This is a genomic window from Streptomyces sp. NPDC101194 (assembly GCF_044767885.1).
GTDB lineage: Bacteria > Actinomycetota > Actinomycetes > Streptomycetales > Streptomycetaceae > Streptomyces.
The window spans coordinates 965,695-991,627 of the sequence record NZ_JBIWOS010000001.1; the positions used below are offsets into that span (position 1 = coordinate 965,695).

Annotated in this window: 18 protein-coding genes and 1 pseudogene; 5 read left to right on the forward strand and 14 right to left on the reverse strand. The window is 71.8% G+C overall.

Annotation, left to right across the window (positions count from 1 at the left end; genetic code table 11):
• Window positions 1-58: 58 nt before the first annotated feature.
• Window positions 59-2,095: an ATP-binding protein gene (locus tag ACIRP2_RS04225; protein WP_404247169.1), complete on the forward strand. Its 2,037-nt coding sequence runs from the start codon at window positions 59-61 to the stop codon at window positions 2,093-2,095.
• Between the two features lie 18 nt (window positions 2,096-2,113).
• Here ACIRP2_RS04225 and ACIRP2_RS04230 read toward each other — a convergent pair whose 3' ends face one another.
• The 6 genes from ACIRP2_RS04230 to ACIRP2_RS04255 all read right to left on the reverse strand — a co-directional run bounded on the left by ACIRP2_RS04230 (window position 2,114) and on the right by ACIRP2_RS04255 (window position 10,876).
• Window positions 2,114-2,836, reverse strand: coding sequence for a TetR/AcrR family transcriptional regulator (locus tag ACIRP2_RS04230; protein ID WP_404246352.1), 723 nt, complete (start codon window positions 2,834-2,836; stop codon window positions 2,114-2,116).
• Window positions 2,837-2,923: 87 nt separating this feature from the next.
• Window positions 2,924-4,006 (reverse strand): PDR/VanB family oxidoreductase, encoded by a 1,083-nt coding sequence (locus ACIRP2_RS04235; protein ID WP_404246354.1) that lies wholly within the window; start codon window positions 4,004-4,006, stop codon window positions 2,924-2,926.
• A 2-nt stretch (window positions 4,007-4,008) separates the two neighbouring features.
• Window positions 4,009-4,914, reverse strand: coding sequence for a metal-dependent hydrolase (locus tag ACIRP2_RS04240; protein WP_404246356.1), 906 nt, complete (start codon window positions 4,912-4,914; stop codon window positions 4,009-4,011).
• A 79-nt stretch (window positions 4,915-4,993) separates the two neighbouring features.
• The gene (locus tag ACIRP2_RS04245; RefSeq protein WP_404246358.1) at window positions 4,994-6,919 is read right to left on the reverse strand and encodes a hypothetical protein; all 1,926 of its coding nucleotides are present in this window, start codon (window positions 6,917-6,919) and stop codon (window positions 4,994-4,996) included.
• Between the two features lie 90 nt (window positions 6,920-7,009).
• Window positions 7,010-10,129 (reverse strand): alpha-N-acetylglucosaminidase, encoded by a 3,120-nt coding sequence (locus ACIRP2_RS04250; protein WP_404246360.1) that lies wholly within the window; start codon window positions 10,127-10,129, stop codon window positions 7,010-7,012.
• A 201-nt stretch (window positions 10,130-10,330) separates the two neighbouring features.
• On the reverse strand, window positions 10,331-10,876 hold the full coding sequence (locus ACIRP2_RS04255; protein ID WP_404246363.1) for a carboxymuconolactone decarboxylase family protein: 546 nt from the start codon (window positions 10,874-10,876) through the stop codon (window positions 10,331-10,333).
• Between the two features lie 95 nt (window positions 10,877-10,971).
• Between ACIRP2_RS04255 and ACIRP2_RS04260 the strand changes: the two genes are divergently transcribed.
• Together ACIRP2_RS04260 and ACIRP2_RS04265 are read left to right on the forward strand one after the other, a co-directional pair.
• Complete coding sequence (locus tag ACIRP2_RS04260) at window positions 10,972-11,475, forward strand: MarR family winged helix-turn-helix transcriptional regulator (protein ID WP_404246365.1); 504 nt, start codon at window positions 10,972-10,974, stop codon at window positions 11,473-11,475.
• Between the two features lie 218 nt (window positions 11,476-11,693).
• The gene (locus tag ACIRP2_RS04265; RefSeq protein WP_404246367.1) at window positions 11,694-13,358 is read left to right on the forward strand and encodes an alpha-L-fucosidase; all 1,665 of its coding nucleotides are present in this window, start codon (window positions 11,694-11,696) and stop codon (window positions 13,356-13,358) included.
• A 55-nt stretch (window positions 13,359-13,413) separates the two neighbouring features.
• Here the strand turns inward: ACIRP2_RS04265 and ACIRP2_RS04270 are convergent, their stop codons facing one another.
• Complete coding sequence (locus ACIRP2_RS04270; protein ID WP_404246370.1) at window positions 13,414-14,061, reverse strand: LuxR C-terminal-related transcriptional regulator; 648 nt, start codon at window positions 14,059-14,061, stop codon at window positions 13,414-13,416.
• Window positions 14,046-15,314 carry a sensor histidine kinase gene (locus ACIRP2_RS04275; RefSeq protein WP_404246372.1) on the reverse strand — a complete coding sequence of 423 codons (1,269 nt, stop codon included), beginning with the start codon at window positions 15,312-15,314 and terminating at the stop codon, window positions 14,046-14,048. The genes ACIRP2_RS04270 and ACIRP2_RS04275 overlap by 16 nt, the downstream gene beginning before the upstream one ends.
• 269 nt (window positions 15,315-15,583) lie before the next feature.
• On the opposite strand from ACIRP2_RS04275, the gene ACIRP2_RS04280 reads away from it, so the two are divergent.
• Both ACIRP2_RS04280 and ACIRP2_RS04285 read left to right on the forward strand, forming a co-directional pair.
• Entirely contained in the window at window positions 15,584-17,716 is a 2,133-nt protein-coding gene (locus ACIRP2_RS04280; RefSeq protein ID WP_404246374.1) for an MMPL family transporter, read from the forward strand.
• A 441-nt stretch (window positions 17,717-18,157) separates the two neighbouring features.
• Window positions 18,158-18,883: a BTAD domain-containing putative transcriptional regulator gene (locus tag ACIRP2_RS04285; protein WP_404246376.1), complete on the forward strand. Its 726-nt coding sequence runs from the start codon at window positions 18,158-18,160 to the stop codon at window positions 18,881-18,883.
• Window positions 18,884-19,262: 379 nt separating this feature from the next.
• On the opposite strand, the pseudogene ACIRP2_RS04290 reads toward ACIRP2_RS04285, so the two are convergent.
• The 6 genes and pseudogenes from ACIRP2_RS04290 to ACIRP2_RS04315 all read right to left on the reverse strand — a co-directional run.
• Window positions 19,263-19,376, reverse strand: a pseudogene (locus ACIRP2_RS04290) (transposase family protein); the annotation flags it as partial.
• 649 nt (window positions 19,377-20,025) lie between these two features.
• Window positions 20,026-20,844, reverse strand: a complete 819-nt coding sequence (locus tag ACIRP2_RS04295) for a hypothetical protein (protein ID WP_404246378.1) — start codon at window positions 20,842-20,844, stop codon at window positions 20,026-20,028.
• Window positions 20,845-21,114: 270 nt separating this feature from the next.
• Window positions 21,115-21,729, reverse strand: a complete 615-nt coding sequence (locus tag ACIRP2_RS04300; protein ID WP_404246380.1) for a winged helix-turn-helix domain-containing protein — start codon at window positions 21,727-21,729, stop codon at window positions 21,115-21,117.
• Between the two features lie 375 nt (window positions 21,730-22,104).
• Entirely contained in the window at window positions 22,105-23,148 is a 1,044-nt protein-coding gene (gene glnII, locus ACIRP2_RS04305; protein WP_404246382.1) for a glutamine synthetase, read from the reverse strand.
• A 118-nt stretch (window positions 23,149-23,266) separates the two neighbouring features.
• On the reverse strand, window positions 23,267-24,403 hold the full coding sequence (locus ACIRP2_RS04310; protein WP_404246384.1) for an ARPP-2 domain-containing protein: 1,137 nt from the start codon (window positions 24,401-24,403) through the stop codon (window positions 23,267-23,269).
• On the reverse strand, window positions 24,400-25,878 hold the full coding sequence (locus tag ACIRP2_RS04315; protein ID WP_404246387.1) for a hypothetical protein: 1,479 nt from the start codon (window positions 25,876-25,878) through the stop codon (window positions 24,400-24,402). Before ACIRP2_RS04315 ends, ACIRP2_RS04310 begins: the two co-directional genes overlap by 4 nt.
• Window positions 25,879-25,933 lie beyond the last annotated feature (55 nt).

Sequence of the window (25,933 nt, forward strand, 5' to 3'; positions counted from 1 at the left end):
ACCGTACGGAACCAGGGGCCGGGACCGGCCGGTCCATCTGTTTTCGGCGACGGTGACCATGGCGAGCAACATTCCCGAGGAGACAACGAGCTTTGTCGGACGGAAAGCGGAACTTGCCCGGCTCGAACACACCCTCGCCACGCACCGGCTGACCACCCTCACCGGCAGCGGCGGCGTCGGCAAGACCAGGCTCGCCGTCCGTGCGGCCCGGCAGGCGGCGCCCGCACACCGCGACGGAGCCTGGTGGGCGGACCTTTCCCCGCTCCACGACGACGGACTGCTCATCGCGACCGTCTCCGACGCCGTCGGGCTCTCCGACCACACCCGGCGCATGCCCATCGACGCGCTGTGCGAATGGCTCACCGACAAGGAACTGCTGCTGGTCCTCGACTCGTGCGAGCACCTGCGCCCCGCGTGTGCGCATCTGCTCGGCGAGATCCTCACCACGTCACCGGGTCTCACCGTGCTGGCGACCAGCCGGCAGCCCCTGGGCATCAGGGGCGAACGGCTCGTCGAGGTGCGACCGCTGCCCGTCGAGGGCGCCGGTGACGCACTGACCCTGTTCCGGGACCGGGCGGCCTCGGCGGCTCCGCGGCTGGCCCTCGACGCGCCGGGCAACGCCGAGGCGGCCGAGGAGATCTGCCGCCGCCTCGAAGGCATTCCGCTCGCCATCGAACTCGCGGCGGGAGCCCTCGGCCGGGACACCGTCGAGCAGGTGGCCGTGCGGATCGGCTCCCGCTTCGACGTACCGGCCGACGCGTCGATCCGGCAGCCGCGCCACCGCACCCTGCGTACCGCCATCGGCTGGAGCCATGAGCTGTGCACCCCGTTGGAACGGCTGCTCTGGGCGCGGCTGACCGTGCTGCGCGGCGACTTCGACGAGGCCACGGCCCGGGAGGTCTGCGCCGAGGGGCCGCTCACCGCGGACGGTGTGACCGAGGCGCTGAACGGCCTGGTCGCCAAGTCCGTCGTCGGACGGGACGGCGCACGCCACCGGATGCTCGGCGCCATCCGCGAGTACGGACGGATGTGGCTCGCCGAACTCGGCGAGGAACGGGCCGCCGCCGACCGGCACGCCGCCTGTTTCCTCGGCCTGGCCCGCCACGCCCACCAGGGCTGGACCGGCGACGACCAGATCTTCTGGTACCACCGCATCGCCGAGTCGCACGCCGACCTGTGCGCCGCCCTCGACCACCTGCTGGCCCACGACACCGCGACCGCCCAGGAGATGGCGGGCCGGATCGGCTTCTTCTGGTGCTGCTGCGGTCATCTGCCGCAGACCCGTGAGTACGCGCAGCGCGCCCTGGACGTCGGCCCGGCCGAGGGCCCCCACCGCACCCGCGCCCTGTGGGTGCTGGGCATCACCGTCATGCTCCAGGGCGACTACCCGGCCGCCCGGCGCCTGGGCAGGGAGTGCACCCGGTCGGCGGCCCGCGACGGGACCGACGAAGGCATTCTCGCCGCCGCCTATCTGTGCGGGCTCACCCATCTGATGACCGGCCGCCCCGAGGCGGGTCTGCGCCAGGTCGCCCGGGTGCTGCGCATCACCGGCGCCGCCACCCCGCTCGAATCGGCCTACCGGCTGCGCTGCCACCTCATCACGGTCTTCGCGCTGACCAGCCTGGGGCGGCTGGACGAGGCGGTGAAGGCGGCCATGACCCTGCGCTCGGCCTGCGAGGCCCAGGACGAGTGCTGGACCCGCAGCTATGTCGACTATCAACTCGCCCTGATCGCCCTGCTGCGGGGAGACGCCGAATCCTCCGCCTCCTACGCCCGCTCGATGCTCGCGGGCAAGCACCGCATGCGCGACCGCTTCGGCATCGCGCTCGGCCTGGACATCCTGGCCGCGGCGATCGCCGCCCAGGGCGCGGGCGCCCGCGCCGCCCAGGTGTACGGCACGGGGCAGGTCTACTGGCGCATGGTCGGCCACCCACAGCGCGGCACCCCGGAACTGGGCCCGTTGCGCGAGGCGTGCGAACGCCAGGCCCGCGCGGCCGTCGGCGACGCCGCCTACCAGCGCGCCTTCGACCGGGGCCGGACGGACAACGCGGAGGTCGGCCTGGCGGCCGCGCTCCAGGGCGAACTGCTCGGCTGAGGGCCGTCCCGTCCGGGGCTACGGGAGTCGCTGCACGGGAACGGCCGGCACGGCGGGCGCCAGCGCGGAGAGCCGGTTCAGCAGCTCCCCGAACGGCCCGTCCGCCGGTTCCTGTCCGAGGACCCGCAGCACGACGCCCGCCATCTCCGTGTCGTACGCGGCACTCACCGCGGCCAGCGCCGCGAAGTCGTGCACCAGCTGCAACTCCAGCTCCGCGCGCGCGATCCGCCGCCCGTCGAGCCAGATCAGCGCCGTCGACTCGGCCAGCGACACCCACGACCGCACGACCAACTCCAGCCGCGCCGGGGGATCCTCGACCCCCAGATGGGCCAGGATCTGCTCGTACGCCGCCTGTCGCACCCCGTCGATCATCGCGTCGGCCGTCGACGACCCGACCGCGGGTCCGCCCCGCATCAACGCCGAGAACCCGGGCCCGTGCTCCTCGACGAAGTCGAAGAACCTGCCCATCACCCTCAACAGCCGTTCCCCGAGAGGACCTTCGCGCGGCTCCACGAACCGCGCCGCCAGCTCGTCGGCCGCCCGTCGCAGCGCCGCCTCGTACAGGCTCTGCTTTCCCGGGAAGTAGTGGTAGACCAACGGCCGCGAGATCCCGGCAGCGGCCGCGATCTCGTCGATCGACACCTCGTCCGGGGAACGGTGACTGAACAGCTCCAGCGCGACACCGATCAGCTGCTGCCTGCGCTCCTCGACGCCCATCCTGCGCCGCACCCCGGTCGTCATGGTGGACAGCGTACCGAGTGGGGCTGTGGGGGAGGGGTGGCGGGCCGGGGCGGCCCACCGCGCTGGGCGACATCCGGCCATCCGCCGTCACAGGTCCAGTACCAGCCTCTCCCCCCGGCACCGCGACACGCAGATCAGCATCGAATCGTCCCGTTCCGAGTCCGTCAGGAGTTCGTCGCGGTGGTCGATCTCGCCCTCCAGGACGCGCTGTTGGCACGTTCCGCAGAAGCCCTGCTCGCAGGAGTACGAGACGTGACGAAGCTCCTCGCGCACCGCGGCCAGCACCGACTGGTCCGGCGCCACCCGGACCGTGCGGCCGGAGCGCCGCAGTTCGACCTCAAAAGGGCCGGAGTCGGTGGACGACGTGGTCGCCGCCGTGAAGCGTTCCAGATGCAGGGTGCGGCCGGGCGGGAGGGCCGCTGCGACCGCGTCCATCAGCGGCTCCGGGCCGCAGCAGTGGACGGCTGTGCCCTCGACCGTGTTTGCCAGGGCCGCGGCCGTGTCCGGGTGACCCGCCTCGTCGGCGGGGACGATCGTCACCCGGCCGCCCTCCGCGCCCAGTTTCTCGATCTCGTCGAGGAAGGGCATCGAGGCACGGGACCGGCCGCCGTACAGCAGTCGCCACTCGGCGCCCGAGGCGGCCACGGACCGCAGCATCGGCAGGATCGGGGTGATGCCGATGCCGCCGGCGACGAAGAGGTACGCGGGGGCCTCGGCGAGGGGGAAGCGGTTGCGGGGGGCGCGGACCTCGACCTCCATGCCCTCGTGGAAGTCGGTGTGCACCTCGCGGGAGCCGCCCCGGCCGTCCTCGACCAGGCGGGTCGCGATCGTGTACGTGTCGCGGTCGGACGGGTCCCCGCAGAGGGAGTACTGGCGGACCAGGCCGGAGGGAAGGAGGAGATCGAGATGCGCGCCCGGTTGCCAGGCGGGCAGGTCGGAACCCTCCAGGCGGAGCCGGACCACACCCTCGGCGGGGCTGGTCCGCTCCGTGATCAGCAGCCGGCGGGTGGTGGTGGGGCTGCGGTCGGAGTGGCCCGAGACCGGGTTCTCCAGGGCCGGAAGCGGCCAGAGCGGGGAGTTTTGGATGCGCTTGCGCATGGCCCGCTTCGCGAGCAGCGCGGCGCCGGTGACGAGGACGACGGTGCGCAGGCGGGGCAGGGGGAGCGGCATGGTCAGCTGGTTCCCGTCATACGGGCCTCGGCGGCCGTGGCCGCGGGCGACTGGGCGAGATAGTCGACGGCCTGGGCGGTGCTGCCCTCCTGCGAGGGATGGTAGGCCTGGCTCAGGTAACGGGGGATGGAGCGCAGCAGATCACCGGTCGCGGGCAGGGTGCCACGCCTGCCGCTGATGTAGAACTCCTTGAACGAGGCCTTGCCGTGGAGCAGGGTCGGGTCGTTCTCCATGAAGAAACGCGTGCCGCGCTGCCAGAAGAAGAGCAGGGCGGTGAACGCCGTGGCCCAGGTCCGAACCCGCCGCCGGTAGCTGCCGTCGACATGCATGAACACGTCGAACGCGACCGAGCGGTGCTCGACCTCCTCCGCGCCGTGCCAGCGCAGCAGGTCCAGCATCGTCGGATCGGCGCCGCGCCGGTCCAGTTCGTCGGCGTTCAGCACCCAGTCGCCCAGGAAGGCGGTGTAGTGCTCGATCGCGGCGATCGTCGCCACCCGTTCCATCAGCCACCATCTGCGCGCCCGGCCCGGCGGCAGCGTCCGGTCGCCCAGCAGCTTCTCGAAGAACCAGTCGACCTGCGCGGTGTACGGCGTCGGATCGAGACCGAGCTGCTTCAGACGCGGCAGGACGTCGTCGTGCGCCTGGGAGTGCACGGCCTCCTGGCCGATGAACCCGATGACGTCCTGGCGCAGTTGCTCGTCATGGATGTACGGCAGCACCTGCCGGTACACATGGATGAACCATCGCTCCCCGGCGGGCAGCAGCAGGTGGAGCACATTGATGGTGTGCGTGGTGAACGGATCGCCCGGCACCCAGTGCAGGGGGGTCTTCTCCCAGGCGAAGGAGACCTTGCGGGCCATGAGCTGCGTCCGCTCCGACGCGACCGGCGCTGGCTGCGTGTTAGACATGGTGTCAATGTACTGATGGGTAAGCCGCGGGAACAGAGGCGTGCGTGGAAATCTCCGGAGCTCCCGGGGGTTCGGGCCGTCAGCGCAGGGCGCCCGTCCGGCCGCCGTCCGCCAGTGTCCCGTTCAGCCGGGCCCGGTCGCCCGCCCCTGCGGGCACGGCGAGGAACCGGCCGTCGGACCTCCCCTCCACCCCGCCCGACGTGGTCAGCGAGACGAACTGCTCGCTGCCCGCGGCCAGTACGTACCAGTGGCCACCGTGCGACTTCCACAACACCCCGGCCAGCACCCGTGGTTCGCGCGTTCCGCACGCCGGTGAGTCCTCGGCGCGGGCCGCGACCGCTCCGGGCGGCCCGCCCGTCGCCACGGACGGGGCCGACGGGGCCTGGAACTGGGCGAGCACCCGGCTCCCGGCACCCCGCCAGGTCTCCGCCCTGGTGCACAGCCAGCGCGCCGAGCCGTTGCCCTCCGGCAGCGGCTGCTCGGCGTACTGCCAGGAGTTCACCGTTCGCACACCGTGCGAACGGACCGCCGGCAGCAGGCAGGCGGTCCGCGCCCAGCTGTCCCGCTCCGCCCGCCCGTCGACATCGTGCGGTGCCGACGGTGGCCCCGACGTCAGCCGGGCGGGAGTCAGCTCGCCGAGGTCCGTCATCAGACGGGTCGTCGAGCCGTCCCGCAGTTCGATCGCGTCCCAGACGCGACAGCTCCGGGCCATGACCGTGCTCCTCAGCGCGGCGGTCACGCCGTCGGCGGTGCGGTGCAGGGGCCGCGCGCCGCCGCCCGGAGCGAGCAGATCCCGTACGGACACCGCACGCACCCAGGGCGCGGTGAGATAGCGGATCCGGTCGCCCGTACGGCCCGCGACCAGGGCGCCCGCCGAGGCCCTGTCGGCACTGTCGACCCGGGCGAAGTCGAGGGCCGCGCCCGCGGCCGGAGCGGTGTCGCGCGGTTCCGCGTACCGCACGACGCGCAGCCCGTCGTAGAACAGCACCACCGTCGCCCGGCCCACCCCGCCCGCATACAGCAACTGGGGGGCGCCCATCGGCGGCCCCGTGGGAGTGCCCGTGGTCGCCGACACGCGCACCCCGCCGTCCGGTCGCGCCCATGCGGTGAGCGCGCGGCGCAGCAGCCGGAGGTCCCGGGCGCGGTCGCCCCGGGTGGGCCAGGAGGTGAAGTCGGTACGGGGCGAGCGCCGCCAGTACGTCGCCGGCACCCTGCCCAACGCGCCGGGATCCAGGGACTGCGCGGCGGAGACCTGACGGGGGCGCGGCGACCCGGGCGACGTGTCGCGTCCCCAGCCGCCGCCCGGCAGCCCCAGCAGTGCCGCACACACCAGCAGCGCGGCGACGGCCGCCACCGCCGCCCTCGCGCGTCGGCGACGGCGCGGCAGATCCGGCGGGCGGGCCTGGAGCGAACAGGGATCGAACTCCGGGGACGCGAGGAGCGCGTACGGTGCCGACACGCCGTCCGCCTCCGCGAGCGCCGCATGCGGGTGCGCCACCCCGGTGGCGGCCAGCACCCGCCGCACCTCGTCGTCGGCCAGCCGCTCCAGGCCGCGCAGGACATGGGCGGCGCGCCCGGGACCGGACAGTGCCGACAGGGCGTGCTCCAGGGCGAGTTCGTCCGACCCGCCCGAGTGCGGGAACAGCCGCAGCCCCCACACCAGCGGGAGGAACGGCGGCAGCCGGACGCGGTGCCATGGACGGCCCGCCGTCAGCGCCGCACGCAGCACCCGCTCGCGGACCCGGGCGTAGGGCGGGTCCGGCGCCGGGCCGCCGGGCCGACGCGGCAGCGGAACGCCGCCCTCGGCCGCACCGCCTTCCCGGCGCACCGACAACAGCGACCGCTGGGCCAGTGTGTGAGCCGCCAGAACGCGGCGATGGCTGCCGAGCGACGGCGGCAGCACGAGATAGCCGAGCCGGACCAGTCGCGGATAGTGCGCGACGAGCGCGGCCTGCTCCGCCCCGGCGGGGGCGGCTGCGGAAGGTACCTCGGGCAGTGGGCGCACGATCGGCAGAACGAGCGAATCGTGCGATGGTCACCCCGGTGCGTCACGGTGTGCCCCGGAGCATGGGTGCGCGCGGTGTCCGGGCACGGTTCACGAGAGCCGCCATCCACTGAACTCGACCGTGCCGCGCAGCCCGCTCCCGCCGTTCGTCGCGCTCATGAACATCCCCACGTCCTGCAGCGCCGCCGCTCCCGGCACCGAGACCGTGGCCACCGTCCGCCAGGTCACCCCGCCGTCGGTGGAACAGGAACCGGTGCAGGCGCCCCCGGTCCGGGTCAGCCGGAGCAGCACCGGGGCCTTGATCCCGGTGATCCGCTGGTACGCGTCGAGCGTGCCGTCGCCGTTCGTGTCGTACGACAGCACCACACCGTTGGACGGCGTCACCGCCAGATTCAGGAACCCGGCGGAGCCCGGTGTCGCGAGGCCGTCGCGCACCACGATGCCGGACCGTGCCCAGCCCCCGGTGTTCTCCTGCGCGTCGACCCGCACGGTCACGGACGACCCGTCGGCCCACGCCCCCTCCCGGTACGCCGTGCCGAACTGCGCGGTGCCCTTCCACAGGTCCTGGCCCGCGCCGTTGATCGCGTACCGCTCGCCCAGTTGCCCGAAGACCGCCGCGTTGACCGTGTACGTGCGCCAGCCGGCCTCCAGGGGAGCCGCCATGTACACCGCGCCGCGCTGCCGATCGGTCACCCGTTCCTCGCCGCGTGGTCCGTACGCGGTGCGCAGCTCGTACGGCATCGGCACCAGCGGTGCGGTCATCGGCTCGGACGGGGCGGTCACCCGCCAGCCGACCGAGCCCGAACCGCCGGCCGCGACCTCCTCGACGAAGGTGTCGCCCGTCGCACGGGCGTCAAGGCCTGTGAGCGCGAAGTCGATCCGCCCGGTGGGCCGCAGTCCGTTCAGATTGCGGAAGGCGGCCGTCACCGTGCCGGAGCCGCCCGGGGTGAACGCCACCGGATCGGCGAGGACCGTGACGGTCCCCTGGTACGGCGCGGTGGACAGGACGTCGAAGACCCGCCGGGCCGTGCGATGGGCATCGCCCGTCGGCCGCACCGGGAAGCCCGTGCTCCGCCGGGTCCACTCCTCCTCGCCCACGTACCAGTCGAAGGGCTTCGCCGCTCTGCCCTCGTCGAGCGCGTCGGCCAGTTCGTCCAGGTACGCCCGCCACTGCGGGAGATGAACCTCGCTCATCAGCCCCTGCCAGTCGCGGTTGGCGTAGTTGCTGAGATTGTCGGCGGCCGTCCGGTCCGCCCAGGTGGTGATCAGGGTGCGCGCCGTCCGTTCCAGTCGCACCGCCTCCGCCGGGCTCGTCGCCAGCCGTTTGGCGTCCTCCAGCCACGGCCCCAGCAGAAAGGCCCGGTGACAGCCGGACATCGCATCCGTCAGCCGCATCAGCCTCAGCCAGAGAGCGGCGAGCGCGCGGAATCCGTCCCCGTCCCCGTCCGCGTGGGCGGCCCGGAGTCGCGGCAGCAGGGTCCGGGAGCGGTCGGCGAGCGCCTGCCGGGCCAGGTCGGTGAGGTCGTGGCGGTAGGTGTCCGAGTCGCGCAGGGACGGATGCACGTCGAGGAGTGCCGCGAACGCCCGGTCGAATCCGGCCGGGTCGAAGGCGGTGCCGACCGACGCGGTGATGCTCGGGCGACGGGAGAAGAGGGAGTCGACGGGGCGCCCGTCCGTGCTCGTCAGCCGGTACGCCGTGGCGGCCAGTGCGGCGAAGGCCGCCTCGGCGGACCGGTCGCGGCCGCCGTAACGGACCTGTGGGTACTCCCGGAACCAGGCCTCCCGGTCGATCTTCCCGGTCCGCCAGGCCAACTCGCTGAACAGCTCGAACGCGGCCGGATCGCGTTCGGTCGCCTCCGGCATGTACGCCGTACCGGCCAGTGCGCTGCCCGGCTTGTCGCGCCAGGCCGTGAACTTCTCCGTCCAGCGGTCGGTGTTCGCGCCGATCGTCGTACGGCCGCCGAAGTTCGGAATGGTGCCGAAGGCGTAGGGAGCGCCGCCCCAGTCCTTCTCCCGGTCGGTGACCGTGTCCAGATCGGAGAGACCGTCGACGATCAGGATCCGGTCGGTGTCGATCGCCTCCAACAGGGCCGGCCGCGGATTGGCCTGCCAGCCGAGGATGAGCCAGGTCGAGGCGGGGCGCGCGGTCCGCAGGGCCGATTCGACGGCGCGGGCGGCGTCCGGCACGGGGACGTCACCGGCGGTGCCGCCCTCGTGCAGCAGGTCCATCTTGAAGTGGTCCGCCGGGCCGAACAGCTCCTCCTGGTGGCGGTAGAAGGCGGCGGCCACCTCGGCGAAGACGGGTGTGCGCGGGTCGAGCCAGTCGGGGCGGCGCAGCCCGTTCCAGGTGCCCTGCGGGACGACGCGGGCCCCAGGGTTGCGGGCCACGAAGCCGTCCGGAACCGTGCCGAAGTAGCCGGGGAACACCGGTGCCATGCCCAGTTCCCGCATCCGGTCGGCGATGTGCCGGCCGAGTTCGGCACGTCGGCCGATCAGCTCGGGGCCGAGCGGTCCGCCGTAACCGCTCATGTTCTGGAGCAGCCACCACGGCTGGTGGGACGGTGCCGGCAGCCAGGCGCGGGCCTCGGCGTCGGTGTAGCCGAAGTCCTGGAGCAGGCGGTGGTAGACGGCCTCCTGCCCGGCGGTGACCAGGACCTCGTTGCAGCCGTGCAGGGCGAGGACGTCGATCATTCGTTCCCAGCGGGGCCAGTCGGCGTACGGGGCGGTGTAGCCGTCGTGGGTGTCGTTGAGGGCGAACCGGTGCGGCACGGTCGCGGACCGTTCGACGGGAGCGCGGGGGGCGGGGAGCCGGTGGGGGAGGTCGGTGCGGCTGCCGGCCCATGAAACGACCCGGTGGCAGGTGTACTTGAGATACCAGTGCGCCCCGGTGAGGGCGGCGGCCGGGGTGGTGGCGGCGATCTCGATCCGGCCGGTGGCGCCGGTGACCCGGAAGCGGTCGGGGCCGTCGACGCCCGGGAGCGCGCGGATGCGGAACTGGTCCGCGTGGTCCGGCAGCAGACGGCTCAGGGCCTCGCGTGCGGGGGCGAGGCCCCGGGAGGCGCGCGGTGGGGCGGACGGTGCGGCCCGCGCGCCGGCACGGGAGGGTGCGGCGGCACCGATCGCGGCGGCGGCGCCGACGGCTCCGGCGGTGCCCAGCAGCGTACGTCTCGACGGTCGGGAGGAGCTGAAGGGCAGGGAAGGTTCCGGCATGGTCCGCACTCCTCGGTGTTGTTCATGGTGGTGCATGCGACAACAGGGCTGTGCGGTGGGCAACTTAACGACGGGGAAAGGGGCGGGCAACGGGGCGTGCGGCGGTTCGCCCCGATCCAGCCGTTCGGCCGCCGCAACCGGGTGGGAGGGCCGCAGTCACCGCCCCTCCCGTCCCGCCCCGGGGCGGGAGGCCGCCAACGATCAGGCGAAGGCGGCCATTTGGGGATCCGGCGACGCCCCCGTCATCCGGTTGCCCAGCGTCGACATCGTGTACGCACCGATGCCCAGGACCACTTCCAGGGCGTTGCGGGTGGTGTACCCGTGGGCCAGGAACGCCTGGAGCGTCCCGTCGTCCACGGCTCCGGCCGTCGCGATCACGGACAGGGTGAACTGCCTCATCGCCTCCAGTCGTTCGTCCGGGACCACGCGCTGCTCGCGCAGCGCGGCGAGCACCTCGGGGGCGGCGTCGAGGGCGGTGAGCTTCGCGCTGTGCATCGCCACGCAGACGTGGCACTCGTTGCGGACCGCCATCGTCATGATCAGGGCCTCGCGGGAGAGCGGGTCCAGGGTGGTCGACTCGAAGAGTGCGCTGATCTTCAGGAAGCCGTCGAGCAGTTCGGGGGACGAGGCGAGCAGGGCGACCGCGGAGGGCAGGTAGCCCTGTTTCCGCGACACCGCCTCCATGGTGCGGCGGGCGGCGGGCGGGGCGGATTCGAGGGTGTGGACGGGGAACGCGGACGCGGGCATGGGTGACCTCTCGTGGTGGGTTCTCACCGTGGGTGCTCACGTTAAACTCGACAACGTGATTGACGAAAAAGTAAACCAGGTTGTCGAGTTTCGCAATGGCTGAGCCGAGGGCCGGGGCGGCGGCCCGGTCGTCCGCGAGTGCCGGGGCGGGCTTCGAGCTGCCCCTGCTGATGTTCGCCGGGTTCCGGTCGATCATCGATGAGTTGCACCGTGAGCTCGCCGAGCGGGGGCATCCCGACGTGCGGCCCGCGCACGGATTCGCGCTCCAGGCCGTCGGCCGTGACGGGGCGACGGCCAGTGAGGTCGGCCGACGGCTCGGGGTCTCCAAGCAGGCCGCGGGCAAGACCGTCGAGAAGCTGGAGGGGCTCGGCTATGTGGAGCGCGTCGATGACCCCCGCGACGGCCGTCGCAAGCTGGTCCGGCTGACCGCGCGGGGCGTCGACGTCCTGGTCGCGTCGGCCGAGGGCTTCGACCGGCTGCGTGCCGAGTGGGTCCGGGTGCTCGGCGAGGGCCGGGTGCGCGCGCTGGAGGACGATCTGCGCACGATGGCGCCCGCGGGCGTGTTCCGGCTGGACGTGCCGGGGTGGTTCGGTGACTGAGGCGGGCGCCGGTGCCGGGGGTCCGGGCGTGCCGGGCCGGTTCGGTGACCGGGGTGGGCCGGGGTGTCGGACTCCGGTCCGGCTCACGCTTGGACTTTAGGGGCGAGAGATAGGACGTATGTTGTGTACACCCTTCCCGTGAGTCGATCTGTGCGGCAACATGCGCACGTCGACACCCAAGAGATCCGACCAATGCTGGTCGGGAATGGGAGGGAACCATGGCACGACGCACCCGTGTGCTCAGTGCGCTCGCACTGGCGGCGGCCGCCGCGCTCGTCCCCGTACAGGCCATCGCGCAGCAGCCCGTGGACCAGCGGTCGGCGCCACCGGGCACCCCGTGCACCGCGCCCGTGAAGCCCGCCTCGCAGATGACTGTCGAGTCCTGCGACAGCCCGGACCGGATCATCGAGAAGGCCGCGAACATCGTTCCCACCCGCGGCCAACTCGCCTGGCAGCAGCGGGAGGTCACCGCCTTCACGCACTTCGGGATGAACACGTTCACCGGCCGCGAGTGGGGCTCCGGCACGGAGGACGAGAAGCTCTTCGCCCCCACGGCCATCGACGCCGACCAGTGGATGCGCGCCTACAAGGCTGCCGGCGTCGAGCAGGTCATGCTCACCGCCAAGCACCACGACGGCTTCGTGCTCTACCCGAGCCGGTACACCGACCACTCGGTCGCGCTCAGCCCCGGCAGCCCCGATGTCGTGGCCGCGTACGTGAAGGCCGCCCGCAAGGCGGGCCTGAAGGTCGGGCTCTACCTCTCGCCCTCCGACGGCGCCGAACTCCCGCACGCCTGGCACGCGCAGTGGGTCGACACGATCCGCAAGAAGCAGGCCGAGGGCAAGCCGCTCAGCCTGCCCGAGCGCATGGCCCTGGAGGACGGCGACCGCGCCCCGGCCGGTGAGGGCCGCTTCGGAAACGGCAGCGCGGTCACGCGGCGCACCATCCCCACCCTCGTCCCCGGCGACGACCGGGCCGCCGCGGTCGAGCGCGGCAAGCTGCCCACCTTCGAGGTGATGGCCGACGACTACGACGCGTACTACCTCAACCAGCTCTACGAACTCTTCACCCAGTACGGGCCGATCGAGGAACTCTGGCTCGACGGCGCCAACCCCTGGTCCGGCTCCGGCATCACGCAGAAGTACAACGTCAAGCAGTGGTTCGACATGGTCAAGGAGCTTTCGCCGAACACCGTCGTCTTCCAGGGCCCGCAGGGCGTGCGCTGGGTCGGCAACGAGAGCGGCGTCGCCCGTGAGACCGAGTGGAGCGTCACCCCGCACACCACCGACCCGTGGACGGGGCTCGGCAGCCTCCCCAACGACTCGACCGACCCCGACATCGGCTCCCGGGCCAGGATCCTCGACCCGGCCGTCAACTACCTGCAGTGGTACCCGGCCGAGGCCGACGTCTCGATCAGGCCCGGCTGGTTCCACCACCCGAACGAGAAGCCCAAGTCCCCGGCCCAGCTGATGAACCTGTACGAGAAGAGCGTCGGCCGCAACGCCTCCCTGCTGCTCAACGTCCCGCCGAACAAGGACGGCCGGATCGACGACGCCGACGTCGCGTCGCTGACCGCCTTCGGTTCCGACGTACGACGGATCTACGGCACCGACGTGCGCAAGCAGGGCCCGGCCCCGTACACCTTCGACCGGGTCGCCGTCCGTGAGGACGTCCGGCGCGGGCAGCGGGTGGAGAAGTTCGCCGTGGAGGCCCGGATCGACGGGACCTGGCAGCGGATCGCCGAGGGCACGACGATCGGCCACCGCCGCATCCTGCCCCTGGCCGCGCCGGTCACCGCCACCTCGGTACGGGTGAAGGTGCTGGAGTCCCGGGCGGCACCGCATCTGGGCGCGACGACACTGCACCTGACCACGGCGCCGTGACCGCCGGGGCCGCGCACCCCACGGGGGCTGCGCGGCCCACGGCCACGGGCCCGGTTCAGCCCCGGTCGAGATAGGCGAGCACCGCGAGAACGCGGCGGTTGTCGTCGTCGGACGGCGGAAGGCCGAGCTTCCCGAAGATGTTCGAGGTGTGCTTGGCCACCGCCCGTTCCGTGATCACCATCTGCGAGGCGATCGCCGCGTTCGAACGGCCCTGCGCCATCAGCTCCATGACCTCCAGCTCACGCGGGGTCAGCCCGCCCATCGGCTTGTCCTGCGAGCGCCGCGACAGCAGCTGCGAGATCACCTGCGGGTCCATCGCGGTGCCGCCGGCGGCGACCCTGCGCACCGCGTCGATGAACTGGTCGGCGTCGAAGACCCGGTCCTTGAGCAGGTAGCCGATGCCGCCGTCGCCGTCCGCCAGCAACTCGCGCGCGTACAACTGCTCCACGTGCTGCGAGAGCACGAGCACCGGCAGCCCGGGCCTCGCCCGCCGGGCCGCCAGCGCGCACTGCAGGCCCTCGTCCGTGTGCGACGGCGGAAGCCGGACGTCGACGACCGCGACGTCCGGCGCCGACTCGGCCAGGGCCCGGGTCAGTTCGGGCCCGGTCTCCACCGCCGCCGCGATCTCGAAGTCGTACGCCTCCAGCAGCCGGACCAGGCCGTCGCGCAACAGGAAGAGATCTTCGGCTAGGACAACTCGCAAGGGATCTCCATGGTCACCATGGTGGGACCGCCCGCGGGGCTGCTGACGGCCATGATGCCGTCGAATGTACCGAGTCGGCGTTCGATTCCGCTCAGACCCGAGCCGGACCCGACCGCGGCACCGCCGCTGCCGTTGTCCGTGACGGTGACCCGCAGCGTCGCGTCCGAGTGGTGGATGTCCACCCAGACCCGGTCGGCCCCCGAGTGCTTGGCGGTGTTGGTCAGTGTCTCGCTCACCGCGAAGTACGCCGCCGACTCGACCGCGGCGTCCGCCCGTCCGCTCAGCTCCACCCGGACCTCCGAATCGATCGGCAGCCGCAGCGCCAACGCCTTGACCGCGTCGCCCAGTCCGCGCTCGGCGAGGACCGGCGGGTGGATGCCGCGGACCAGATCGCGCAGCTCGGTGAGGGCTTCGGCCGACGACTCGCGAGCCATGGCGAGGAGCTTCTTCGCCTGCTCCGGGTCCTTCTCGATGAGCGCCTCCACGGCGCCCAGGTTCATCCCCATGGCGACCAGCCGGGCCTGCGCCCCGTCGTGCAGGTCCCGCTCGATGCGCCGCAGTTCGGAGGCGGCGGTGTCCACGGCCTCGTGCCGCGTCTCGGTCAGCCGGTCGATGCGCCGGGCCAGCTCCTGTTCCTGGGTGGGAGCCAGCATCGCGCGGGCGATCACGAAGTGCAGCCGCAGCAGCGGTTGGCCGACCAGCAGACCGATCGCGAAGAACACCACACCGAGCGCTGCGGCGGCAAGGCCCGTCGCCTGGCTGTCGACCGGCACGAACGCGTACCAGTAACGGTCGTCGGTGAAGACCCGCCACAACCCGGCCGCCAGGACGAGACCCTCCACCGGGTACACCAGCAGCGCGGAGGCCAGGACCGCCACCACGTAGCCGGCGGTCATGTCGACCAGCAGCCACTGGATGTCACGCCAGGTCGCCGGATCCTTCAGCAACAGCGTGGTCCGCTCCACCTGCCCGGTGAAGCCGGTGCGTACATCCTTCGGGAAAGGACGGTACGGGACCGGGATGCGGACGTCGCACCAGGTGACCGCGAGCAGCCTGCGGCGGTTGGCGTGCTTGCGCACCAGCTCCAGCACGTAGGGGGTGGTGACCAGGCCGATGCCCAGCGGGATGAAGACGATGGAGAGCACGGCCCACACGAAGAGGGTGATCGACCCGAACAGGCTGGCGATCGACACCACGACGCCCCGCCAGGCTGCCAGCATCGCGCCCCGTGTCCGGGTCCGTATCGCGTTCATCTCGGTCCGTCTCCCCTCGCCGGGCCCTCGTGCCGGACCCGTCCGAGGACAGTCTCACCCGGCCGGCTCCCCGGGGGTCAGCCGTTTCGCCACCCGGGCGGGGGTGTACCCAGCACCACCCCGAACCCTTCGCCCTACGGCTCCGTGAGAGGGGGGCCCGACGGCTGGGGCGGCCGGCCGGCCGTTCCTAGATTCATCGGCGTCCGTCAGCGACGCGTCCGGCGTCGGCTGCCATCGACTTCGATCCGACTTCTGGGGGCGAACACGCCATGAGGAGCAACCTCGCGGCACGCATCGGTGGGTGGAGCGCACACCACCGCAAGACCGCCATTCTCGGCTGGCTGCTCTTCGTCGTGCTCGCCACGGCCATCGGCGGGGCATCCGGTCTGGTCGAGATGTCCGACGCGGAGAACGCCGCGGGCGACTCGGCCCGGGCCGAGCGCATTCTCGACGACGCCGGGCTCGGGCAGCCGGCCGGTGAACTGGTCATGGTGTCGACCGCGAAGGCGGACGACTGGCGGGGAGCCGCCCGTGAGGTCGCCGCGGCCCTCGAAAGGACCGGCGAGGTGACGAACGTCGCGGCGCCGATCCCCTCCAAGGACGGCAAGGACGCGCTGATCACCTTCGACATGAAGGGGGACGCGGCGACGGCGCCGGACAGGGTGCAGCCCGTGCTCGATGCCGTGTCCGGCGTCCGGGCGGACCACCCCGGCCTCACCATCCACCAGTTCGGCGAGGCCAGCGCGGGGAAATGGCTCGGCGACCTGCTGTCCGAGGACTTCAGGAAGGCCGAGTTCATCGCCGTGCCCCTGGCCCTGGGCATTCTGCTGGTCGCCTTCGGGGCGGTCGTCGCGGCGCTGCTCCCGGTCGGGCTGGCACTGACCGCCTGCATGGCCGCCTTCGGACTGCTCTCGCTCGCCAGCCACCAACTGCACCTGTTCCAGACCACGTACTCCGTGATGTTCCTGATGGGCTTCGCCGTCGGCGTCGACTACTGCCTCTTCTACCTGCGGCGCGAGCGCGACGAGCGGGCGGCGGGGCGCGATGCCGAAACGGCCCTGCGGATCGCGGCGGCGACCAGCGGCCGGGCCGTGCTCGTCTCCGGACTCACGGTCATGGTCGCGATGGCCGGCATGTTCCTGTCCGGCCTGATGCTGTTCAAGGGCTTCGCGCTCGCCACGATCATCGTGGTCTTCATCGCGATGCTGGGCTCGGTGACGGTGCTTCCCGCACTGCTGTCCTGGCTCGGCGACCGGACCGACGCCGGACGGGTGCCGTTCCTCGGGGGCCGGGGAAACCGGCGCGCGCGCACCAGCGGCGGATTCGCCGGCACGGTGCTGAAACCGGTCCTGTCGCGGCCGAAGACCTTCGCGGCGGCCTCGGTCGTCGTACTGCTCGCCCTCGCCGCGCCCGCCCTGGGCATGAAGACCGAACAGCTTGGCCTGGAGAAGCAGTTCGGCTCCGACTCGCAGCTCTCGGTCGCCTACCGGCAGATCGACGAGAACTTCCCCGGCGGCCCCGCCCCGGCACGCGTCGTGGTCAAGGCCGACCACATCGGGACACCCGCGCTGCGCAAGGCGTTCGGCGGCTTCGACAAGGTCACCGTCCACACGGCGCAGAACGTCGCCGAGATCGAGGTACCGCTCCCCGGCGGCGAGGCGGACCTCTCCGAGCTGCGCGAGAAGCGGTTGCCCGCCGCGTTCGACGGGACGGGGGCGCAGGTGTACGTGACCGGGGAGACCGCCGGGTCCGTGGACTTCAACGACCAGCTGAAGCGCGGCATCGTCCCGGTCTTCGCCTTCATCACGGCCGTGACCTTCCTGCTGATGCTGTTCTGCTTCCGCTCGTACGTCATCGCCGTGACCTCGATCGTGCTCAACCTGCTCTCCGTGGCCGCCGCGTACGGAGTGATGGTCGCCGTCTTCCAGCACGGCTGGGGGGCCTCGCTGATCGGGTCGGAGGGGGTCGGCGCGGTCGAGGCCTGGATACCGCTGTTCGTCCTGGTCGTCCTGTTCGGACTCTCCATGGACTACCACGTGTTCGTGGTCTCCCGGATCCGTGAGGCCCGTGACCGCGGTCTGTGCACCCGGGCCGCCATCGACGAGGGCATCCGGCGGACGGCGGGCGCGGTGACCGGTGCCGCCATGATCATGGTCGCGGTGTTCGCGGTCTTCGGGACGCTGTCGATGCAGGACATGCAGCAGATGGGCGTCGGCCTCGCCGTCGCGGTACTGCTGGACGCCACGATCGTGCGGATGGTCCTGCTGCCCTCCGTGATGGCCCTGCTGGGGGAGCGGAACTGGCGCAACTCGGGCGGGCCGGCCCGGCTGCCGGACCCGGAGCACGGCGAGCCGGGGACGGACACGCCCGAGGCACTGGCGACGTCGGGGACGCACGGCTGACCGACGGCCCCGGCCTGCTCACCATCGGCCGGGGCGGCTGCGGCAGGTACCTCCGGCAGTGTTCGCACGTTCAACAGAAAGGAGCGAACAACAGGCAGGAGCCAAGGGTGCGATGGTCACCTCGGCGCATGTGTGCCGCCTGGACCGGGGCCGCCCCGGTCCAGGCGGCACTGTGGACACCACCCGCCCGCTCGACCGGTGCGCCATACCCGCAAAAACTCGGCGGAAGGGCACCGTTCCTTGGCCCCGATCGGGACAATTCGACAACTCTCCGCAGGTGGAGCAGCATGGCTAAGCGGGAGGTGTAAAGATCGCTGGCCCTCAGCAATGGCGGCGCGGCCGGTCGACGGGCGCCGGGTAAACCGACCCCTACGCGATCCCAAAGCCATGAGTTCCTATGATCTCGCTTTCTCTGCGCCGCCCACCAGGCTCGGGCCGTCCGTGAGCATCTCTCTTCTCGGCGGTTTCGACATCGTGGTCGGCGATGAACCGGTGACCGTCCCGGTCGGCTCGAAGCGACTTCTGGCGTTCATCGCGCTCAACTACCGGGCCGCTGTCCCTCGGGCTCTGGTCGCCGGGAGTCTTTGGCCCGAAGCATCCGAGCAAGGCGCGAACACGAACCTGCGGTCGGCACTGTCCCGCCTGCAGGGCCTCGGGAAGCAGGCACTGAACATCTGCCCCGCCGAGTTGCGCCTCGCGCGGGAGGTCACCGTCGATCTGTACCGAGCCCGGTCGTTGGCCCAGCGCATACTCGATCCCCGTGCCCCGGCCGAGGAGCTCGACCTCAACGCGGCGACCGTCGACCAACTCTCCGTCGATCTGCTGCCCGGCTGGTACGACGAGTGGATGCTGCCGGAGGCGGAACAATGGCGGCAACTTCGACTCCACGCCCTTGAGGCCCTGACGGGAGTCTTCATCGACACGAAGGAGTTCGCCGGGGCCGTGACGGCAGCCCATGCGGCCGTCCAAGCGGATCCGCTGCGGGAGAGCAGCCAGGCTTCGCTGATCCGCGCCCACCTGGCGGAGGACAATCGGTCCGAGGCGCTGTGCGACTTCGAACGCTACGAGCAGCACCTCCACGAGGAGTTGGGGCTTCGGCCCACACCGCGTTTGCGTCGGCTCGTGTCCGAACTGCAGCGGACGCGCCCGGGCGACGGATCCCTGTAGCCGTGACTGCGTGAGGGGCTGTGCACGTCGGCGTACGAGCCGACGTGCACAGCCGCGTACTTGAACGGGGTCTTGTGAGATCTTCGTGCTGAGGTCGACAGCGCTCTGCGTTCACGCCAGGAGGATGCGCTCGCGAGGGAGCGGGAGGCCGGTGCGGCCGCAGCCCCGGCGCTTGAGGATCCTGGCTCAAGGCACCCGGCCTCCGCACTGGCCGGAGCCCCAGGTACGGGACCGCCCCGCCCCGGCGGTGATCGCTTCGAAGTGGCCGCGCGAACCACCGGCTGTAGGTGCTGCGGTCATGGCGCACGGCCTGCCCCTCGACCTGTTCGGCGAACGTCCGCCGTACACAGCCGGGGCGGTCTCGGTACAGGCGCCGTACCGACAGGCCGATCACCACCGGACGGCCACCGACCGCGAGATCAGCCACCGTCCGGGCGTACCGGCTGTTCACCCGCGACGAGACGCAGTCGCAGTCCGGACAGGCCGGCTCCATGTGATCGCCGGTACGGGCGGTGATACGAACCGGGCCGCCCACCACGGGCACCGCTGCACCGACGCCGCACTCAGGCGCGGATGCGCGATTCCGAGAAGGTCATCACGCCTGTCGGCCATTCCAGGTGCTGTGACGGAGCGGCACCGGTGTGCAGGAGTTGTCGGCCGTCCCCACGAAAATCTTGCAAGACCCATTGAGTTCGTCGTGGCGTGGAGTTTGGCTGCAGGGAAAACGGCCGAACCCGATCTGGGAGCCCGCGTGGGGAAGTGGTGCAGAGGCCCGGCCGGACAGGGCGAGTGCCTGGCTGCTCCGGATCACGCGAAGCGAGATTTCGTCGCTGAGGAACCCGATGTCGTCCCGGGTGGGTGACACGACGGAGAGCGTCGCGGCTGTGAGGCGTTCGACGCAGCTCTCGGGTCACGTACGTCCACCGTCACACCTTCCCCGGTCGGCCGGGACCCGGGCCGAGGCCCGGGTCGGGACAACGTGAGTACCGGACCGGCCTCGCCGCGGAGCTGGTTGCATCGGAACGACTCCACAGTTCGAGTGGACGGACCTATCACGGAAGCGGCGAACCCGCCACTGCCCAGTGGCGGGTTCGCGTTGTCGGGTCTGGTCGGTATGTGGCGTGGTCAGCGCGCGACAGAGGTCACGTCTGTGCGCCTTGCTGGAGGACGTTGCCGTTGCCGCCGGTCTGTGCGCCTTGCTGGAGGACGTTGCCGTTCCCGCCGGTCTGCGCGCCTTGCTGGAGGACGTTTCCGTTGCCGGGGCCGGTCTGTGCGCCTTGCTGGAGGACGTTGCCGTTGCCGCCGGTCTGTGCGCCTTGCTGGAGGACGTTGCCGTTCCCGCCGGTCTGCGCGCCTTGCTGGAGGACGTTTCCGTTGCCGGGGCCGGTCTGTGCGCCTTGCTGGAGGACGTTGCCGCCTCCGCGCCCGGTCTGTGCGCCCTGCTGGAGGACGTTGCCGTTGCCGCCGGTCTGTGCGCCCTGCTGGAGGACGTTGCCGTTGCCGCCGGTCTGTGCGCCTTGCTGGAGGACGTTGCCGCCTCCACGGCCGGTCTGTGCGCCCTGCTGGAGGACGTTTCCGCCTCCGCGCCCGGTCTGTGCGCCCTGCTGGAGGACGTTGCCGCCTCCACGGCCGGTCTGTGCGCCCTGCTGGAGGACGTTGCTGTTGCCGCGCCCGGTCTGTGCGCCTTGCTGGAGGACGTTGCCGCCTCCACGGCCGGTCTGTGCGCCCTGCTGGAGGACGTTTCCGCCTCCACGGCCGGTCTGTGCGCCCTGCTGGAGGACGTTGCCGCCTCCACGGCCGGTCTGCGCGCCCTGCTGGAGCACGTTTCCGGAGCAGAACTGTGGCTGGAAGCGGGAGCAGACCGCGGACGGAGCCTTTGGCTGGGCCTGGGGCGCCGCTGCGGCGCTCGTCGCGCCTACGCCGCCGACGACTGCCGCGGCCAAGCACGACGCGCCGATCATGCGGGGAATTCCTTGCCGAATGCTTCTCATCATGGTGGATTCCTTGCGTGTGTAAGCGGGTTTGCGCTTGCCCTGCACCAGCCAGCGTGGGGTGCCGGGCATCACCGCGGCGTGACGTCGGCGTGACCGGGCTCGGCTGAGGCAGCCAGTGGGCACGCCCCGCAGGCGACCACTGGCGCCCCAGCCCTGGCCAAGGCTTTCCCTGCGGACGGCTGTCCGAGGGCAGGAATCCGACCGAGCGTTGTGCTTGGCTGCGTACGGTGACGGGCCTCAGGGGGCGTACTTGTAGCCGACGCGCCGCACCGTCTGGATCGTCCGGCGGTGCTCGGTGCCCAGCTTGCGGCGCAGCCGGGCGACATGGACGTCCACGGTGCGTCCATCGCCCACATGCCCGTAGCCCCAGACCGTGGTCACCAACTGATCGCGGGTGTGCACCCGGTGCGGGTGCGCGACGAGGTGGGCGAGCAGCTCGAACTCCAGGAAGGTGAGGTCGAGCGTGTTCCCGTCGACCGCGGCGACGCGCTGTACGGGGTCGATGCGCACCGGACCCGCGACCGGCTCCTCCACCGGTGACGGCACCACGTACTGGGCGGCCGCGGCGGTGGCCGCGGTGACGGCCGACTGCTGGTCGGCCGGTACGAGCACCAGGTAGCCGATCATCGGCGGGCGGCCCGGCAGTGCCGGAAGGGTGTGCTGGGGGGCGGGCAGCCAGGTGGCACCCGGCGGCAGGAAATCGGCCACATCGGCCAACTGGACGACCTCGTCGGGGGCGACGGCGCGCAGCCGGTGGCGGTTGGGGGAGAGCGGGCGGGCGGAGGCGGTGGCCGCAGCGGTCGCCGGAGGCGCCGCGGTGGCAGCGGCGGAGAAGGTATCGGTGTTCGCCATGGGGGTCAGCTCTTTCGCGCGAAGGAGTCGTCGAGGGACGGACTTACTGGCGCGCGGACCGAAGGCCGGGGTGAGCGGCTTTAGAGGGCCTGCGCGTTCAACGCGCGGCAACACACCCGGTCGAAGTCGTGATGCTGACGGGACGGCCAGAACGGTTCGAGGTCGCTGCGACCTGTCGAGGTGTACTGGATGCTGGCCATGGCCCCATTGAACCAGAGAACGTGACGGCGCAGCAGGCTTCTCTCAGCCGTCGATACGGACCCTCGGCGTTATGTTCCTCACCTGCCCCGGGGGCGGGCCCGCGGGGCAGGTGAGGAACTGAGGGGGGCGTCCGACCGGCCGGACGCCCCCCTCAGTGCTGACGACGGTCGAGGATCAGACCTGGTCGGCCTTCTCCAGCGCGGTGCAGCAGGTGTCGACGATCAGCCGCGTGACGACGTACGGGTCGACGTTGGCGTTCGGGCGGCGGTCCTCGATGTAGCCCTTCCGGTCCTGCTCGACCTGCCACGGGATGCGGACCGAGGCGCCCCGGTCGGAGACGCCGTAGCTGTACTCGTTCCACGGGGCGGTCTCGTGCAGACCGGTCAGACGGTCGTCGATGCCCGCGCCGTAGTTCTTGACGTGGTCCATCGGCTTCGAGCCCTCGCCCAGCGACTCGCATGCGGTGATGATCGCGGCATAGCCCTCAGGTCCTTCGCGCATCGCCTTGGTGGAGAAGTTGGTGTGCGCACCCGCTCCGTTCCAGTCGCCCTTGACCGGCTTCGGGGCGAGGGTCGCGGAGACGCCGAAGTCCTCGGCGGTGCGGTACAGCAGCCAGCGGGCGACCCACAGCTGGTCGGAGACCTCCAGCGGGGACAGCGGGCCGACCTGGAACTCCCATTGGCCGGGCATCACTTCGGCGTTGATGCCGGAGATGCCGAGGCCCGCCTTCAGGCAGTTGTCAAGGTGCTTCTCGACGATGTCGCGGCCGAAGATCTCGTCGGCACCGACCCCGCAGTAGTAGCCGCCCTGAGCGGCCGGGAAGCCGCCCTCGGGGAAGCCGAGCGGGCGGTGGCCGTCGAAGAAGGTGTACTCCTGCTCGATGCCGAAGATCGGCTGCTGGCCGGCGAACCGCTCGGCCGACGGACGGAGCTCGGCACGGGTGTTGGACTCGTGCGGCGTCATGTCGATGTCGAAGACCTCGCACAGGACGAGGATGTCGTCGCCGCCGCGGATCGGGTCCGGACACGTGAAGACCGGCTTCAGCACCCGGTCGGAGGCGTGGCCCTCGGCCTGGTTGGTGCTCGAACCGTCGAAGCCCCAGATCGGCAGCTCCGCCACGTCCTGCGACGGACTCCCGGCCATGATCTTCGTCTTCGAACGGAGCTTGGCGGTCGGCTCGGTGCCGTCGATCCAGATGTACTCAGCCTTGAACGTCACGGAAGCCATCCTTCGCGGGTGTTGCGGTGCTGCGGTCCGGTCTCTGCAGCGCAGCTTCGCAAGACGCGATTTCCCGTCCGTTGCCCGAACGTGAACCCCGTGTTACCGAGGTTTTGCGCTACGCGCGGGCTCTGAGCAGCGTCTCGAAACCGGCGGCGCGGATCCGGCGCACCAGTTCCTCCTCGCTGGTGCCCAGTGCCTCGGCCGCCCGCGCGAGCCGCCAGTCGGCGTCCGAGAGCCGGTGCAGCAGATGCCCGCGCCTGATCTGGGCCTCGGACAGCCGGAACGTCTTCAGATACGCGATCTGCCCCTTGTGGTCGGTGATCGTCTCGCCGATGTGGCGGCCCTCCCCGTTACGGAGGAACGGCGGCAGGAACCGCCACAGTGTGAACGAACCCATCCGGTACACCCGCTCGAAGGTGTACGGGGTGTCCAGCAGCTCACGCGCGAACAGCGTGTCGTGCGCCTCGGCCCACTCCCGTTCCTGCGCCAGAGCCGCCGCCCGCAGACCGGCGAGCGTTCCCGGCCGCGGACCGTCGGGAACGCTCGCCGTGAACTCCGGGACCGGCGCGCCGTACAGCGCGTACTGGTGGACCAGCTCCCCGTACAGATCCTCGATCAGCGAAGGATGCAGCAGACGGTAGTCGTCCGGATGCGGCGTCACGAAGGCGGCGGCGAGCGCGTCGGCCGCGTACACCATCACCCCGCACTGGCCGGGATGGATCTCGAAGGCCCGCAGCGCGTCACCGAGCCCGCGCACCGACCACCCGAGGTACGCGTCCTCGGCGCGCGGCGAGAGCCCGTCGCGCAGCGCCTGGCGCGACCACTCCTCCCAGGCGACGACGGGGCCACCGAAGTGCAGGGCGAGATAGCCCTCCAGCGCGAGGTGCAACGGCAGGAAGCGCAGCCGGTCACCCGGCTGCCGCTTGGCCATCCGGTGGTGGTGTCGCTGGAGCCGGGCGGTCCGGGGCGGCGGGTTCCCGGCCGGGGCGCCCGGCCCGGCGCCGAGCTGCGTACCGTACGCGGCGGACTGCGCGCCCTCGCCGGACCAGTCGGCGACGAAGCCGTGCGGGATGTACGAGGTGTAGCGCGTGCGCGGACCGACGTCCACGACGCCGTCCTCGTACCCCGTGTGGAGCACCCGGTGCAGGCGGAGTCCCTCGACCGGCACCTCACGCACCAGCGGCACCAGCCGGATGCCGCCCCACACCTGCGCGGGGCGGGCGGCGAGCCCGGACAGTTCGAGCCTGTTCACGCCGCGACCCCCCTGTGCTCACCGGTGAAGCGTGCGACCTGACGGTCCAGATAGGCGTACAGGGCCGCCGTTCCCGTACGCCCCTCGGCGAACTGCGCGATCTCCACCAGAGCGGGCAGGTCCTCCGCGTCCCGGATGCCGGCGGTGGGGACGCCCGGTGCGAGGTGCCGCACGTCGAATCCGTCCGCGTCGTATACGGGGTTCACATGCACCACCGCCGTGCGCCGGTCCGGGTCGAGCCGGGTCCGCCACACCCGCAGCACCTCGCCCGCGAGTCCGGGCGGCGCGTTGTCCCAGCCGTCCGAGACGATGACCAGCCGGTCCGGACCGTGCTCCAGGGCGTCCAGTACCCGGATGCCGAGCGGGGTCGGTCCCCAGGGCCTGACCAGCAGCGGATCGGTGCCGCCCGAGGTCCACAGCGCGGTGTACGTCCCCGGCGCGGCCAGCGCCTCCAGCAGGAAGTGGCAGGCCAGCGCCACGGCGAGCGGACGGCGCCGCTTCTCGCCCGATCCGGACGACGAGTAGCTGTCGTCCAGTACGGCGGCGACCCGGCCCCAGCTGCCGGTGTGCGGTCCCGCCGCACGGCGGGCGGCGGCCCGCAGGGCACGGGTCAGCTCCTCGCGGTGGAGCCGGCGCGCCCCGGAACCGAGCGACAGGACGTACAGGGCGAGCCGGGTCAGCGGCATCACGGTCAGGTCGACGCCCTGAGGCAACGGAGCCCCGTCCCCGGCGGTGCGCTGCCCGAGGCTCCGCAGCCGCTCCAGCCGGGTCATCCTCGGCGCCGCCCGCTCGAGGAACACCTCGCGTTTCATCCCGTGCCGGGCGGCGAAGCCCTCCGCGACGGTGAAGGGCAGCTCGTCGACGGCCCGCTGCTCGTAGTGGGCGCGCCGCCACGCGTCGAGCAGCCGGTGCCGGTAGCGCGGCCGACGCCCGGGCCGGAACAGGAAGTCCCCCGTCTCGTCCGGCTCGTCGAACCGAAGGTGGACATGGCGCGCGGCGGTCTTCAGACCGGAGCGGTACTTCACCGCGTCGTGCGCCCTGTCCGGCCGGGCGGCCAGCCAGTCGCGCATGATCGCGCGGGTCCGCCGGTTGTTCACCTTCGCCCCGCGCAGCGCCCGGAACAGCCGGTAGACGCGCTGCGGCGGCAGCTTCGCCAGCCGGGCGGCGATCAGCAGGCCCTCGGTGCGCTTCTCCTCGGCGGTCGCGTCGGCGGCGGTCTCCAGCAGCCCCTGGACGATGCGCGCGGCGTTGTGGTCGTTGATGTCGAGGGCGAGCGCGGCGGCGTACACGCGGCGGTAGTTGACCCGTACGTACTCATGGAGGAAGTCCAGCGAGAGTTGCTGCTGGTACGCGGTCGTTCGGAACTCGCGCTGTCCGGTCGCGGTGATCGCCGCGTTGACGAAGAGGAGCACGTCCTCGGCGGCGACGAGGCCGGAACCGGCCCCGGCGCGCGCGGTCTCGCCGCTGGTCGTCATGGTTTCCCCCGTGATGTCGCGCGCCCCGGTGCGAAGGGGCGGAACGCCGGCCGGG

Excerpts from the sequence above, each read along its gene's own strand:
- ACIRP2_RS04225 (WP_404247169.1), top strand. The coding sequence starts at position 59 with ATGGCGAGCAACATTCCCGAGGAGACAACGAGCTTTGTCGGACGGAAA.
- ACIRP2_RS04230 (WP_404246352.1), bottom strand. The coding sequence starts at position 2,836 with ATGACGACCGGGGTGCGGCGCAGGATGGGCGTCGAGGAGCGCAGGCAG.
- ACIRP2_RS04235 (WP_404246354.1), bottom strand. The coding sequence starts at position 4,006 with ATGCCGCTCCCCCTGCCCCGCCTGCGCACCGTCGTCCTCGTCACCGGC.
- ACIRP2_RS04240 (WP_404246356.1), bottom strand. The coding sequence starts at position 4,914 with ATGTCTAACACGCAGCCAGCGCCGGTCGCGTCGGAGCGGACGCAGCTC.
- ACIRP2_RS04250 (WP_404246360.1), bottom strand. The coding sequence starts at position 10,129 with ATGCCGGAACCTTCCCTGCCCTTCAGCTCCTCCCGACCGTCGAGACGT.
- ACIRP2_RS04255 (WP_404246363.1), bottom strand. The coding sequence starts at position 10,876 with ATGCCCGCGTCCGCGTTCCCCGTCCACACCCTCGAATCCGCCCCGCCC.
- ACIRP2_RS04260 (WP_404246365.1), top strand. The coding sequence starts at position 10,972 with ATGGCTGAGCCGAGGGCCGGGGCGGCGGCCCGGTCGTCCGCGAGTGCC.
- ACIRP2_RS04265 (WP_404246367.1), top strand. The coding sequence starts at position 11,694 with ATGGCACGACGCACCCGTGTGCTCAGTGCGCTCGCACTGGCGGCGGCC.
- ACIRP2_RS04275 (WP_404246372.1), bottom strand. The coding sequence starts at position 15,314 with ATGAACGCGATACGGACCCGGACACGGGGCGCGATGCTGGCAGCCTGG.
- ACIRP2_RS04280 (WP_404246374.1), top strand. The coding sequence starts at position 15,584 with ATGAGGAGCAACCTCGCGGCACGCATCGGTGGGTGGAGCGCACACCAC.
- ACIRP2_RS04295 (WP_404246378.1), bottom strand. The coding sequence starts at position 20,844 with ATGATCGGCGCGTCGTGCTTGGCCGCGGCAGTCGTCGGCGGCGTAGGC.
- ACIRP2_RS04300 (WP_404246380.1), bottom strand. The coding sequence starts at position 21,729 with ATGGCGAACACCGATACCTTCTCCGCCGCTGCCACCGCGGCGCCTCCG.
- ACIRP2_RS04315 (WP_404246387.1), bottom strand. The coding sequence starts at position 25,878 with ATGACGACCAGCGGCGAGACCGCGCGCGCCGGGGCCGGTTCCGGCCTC.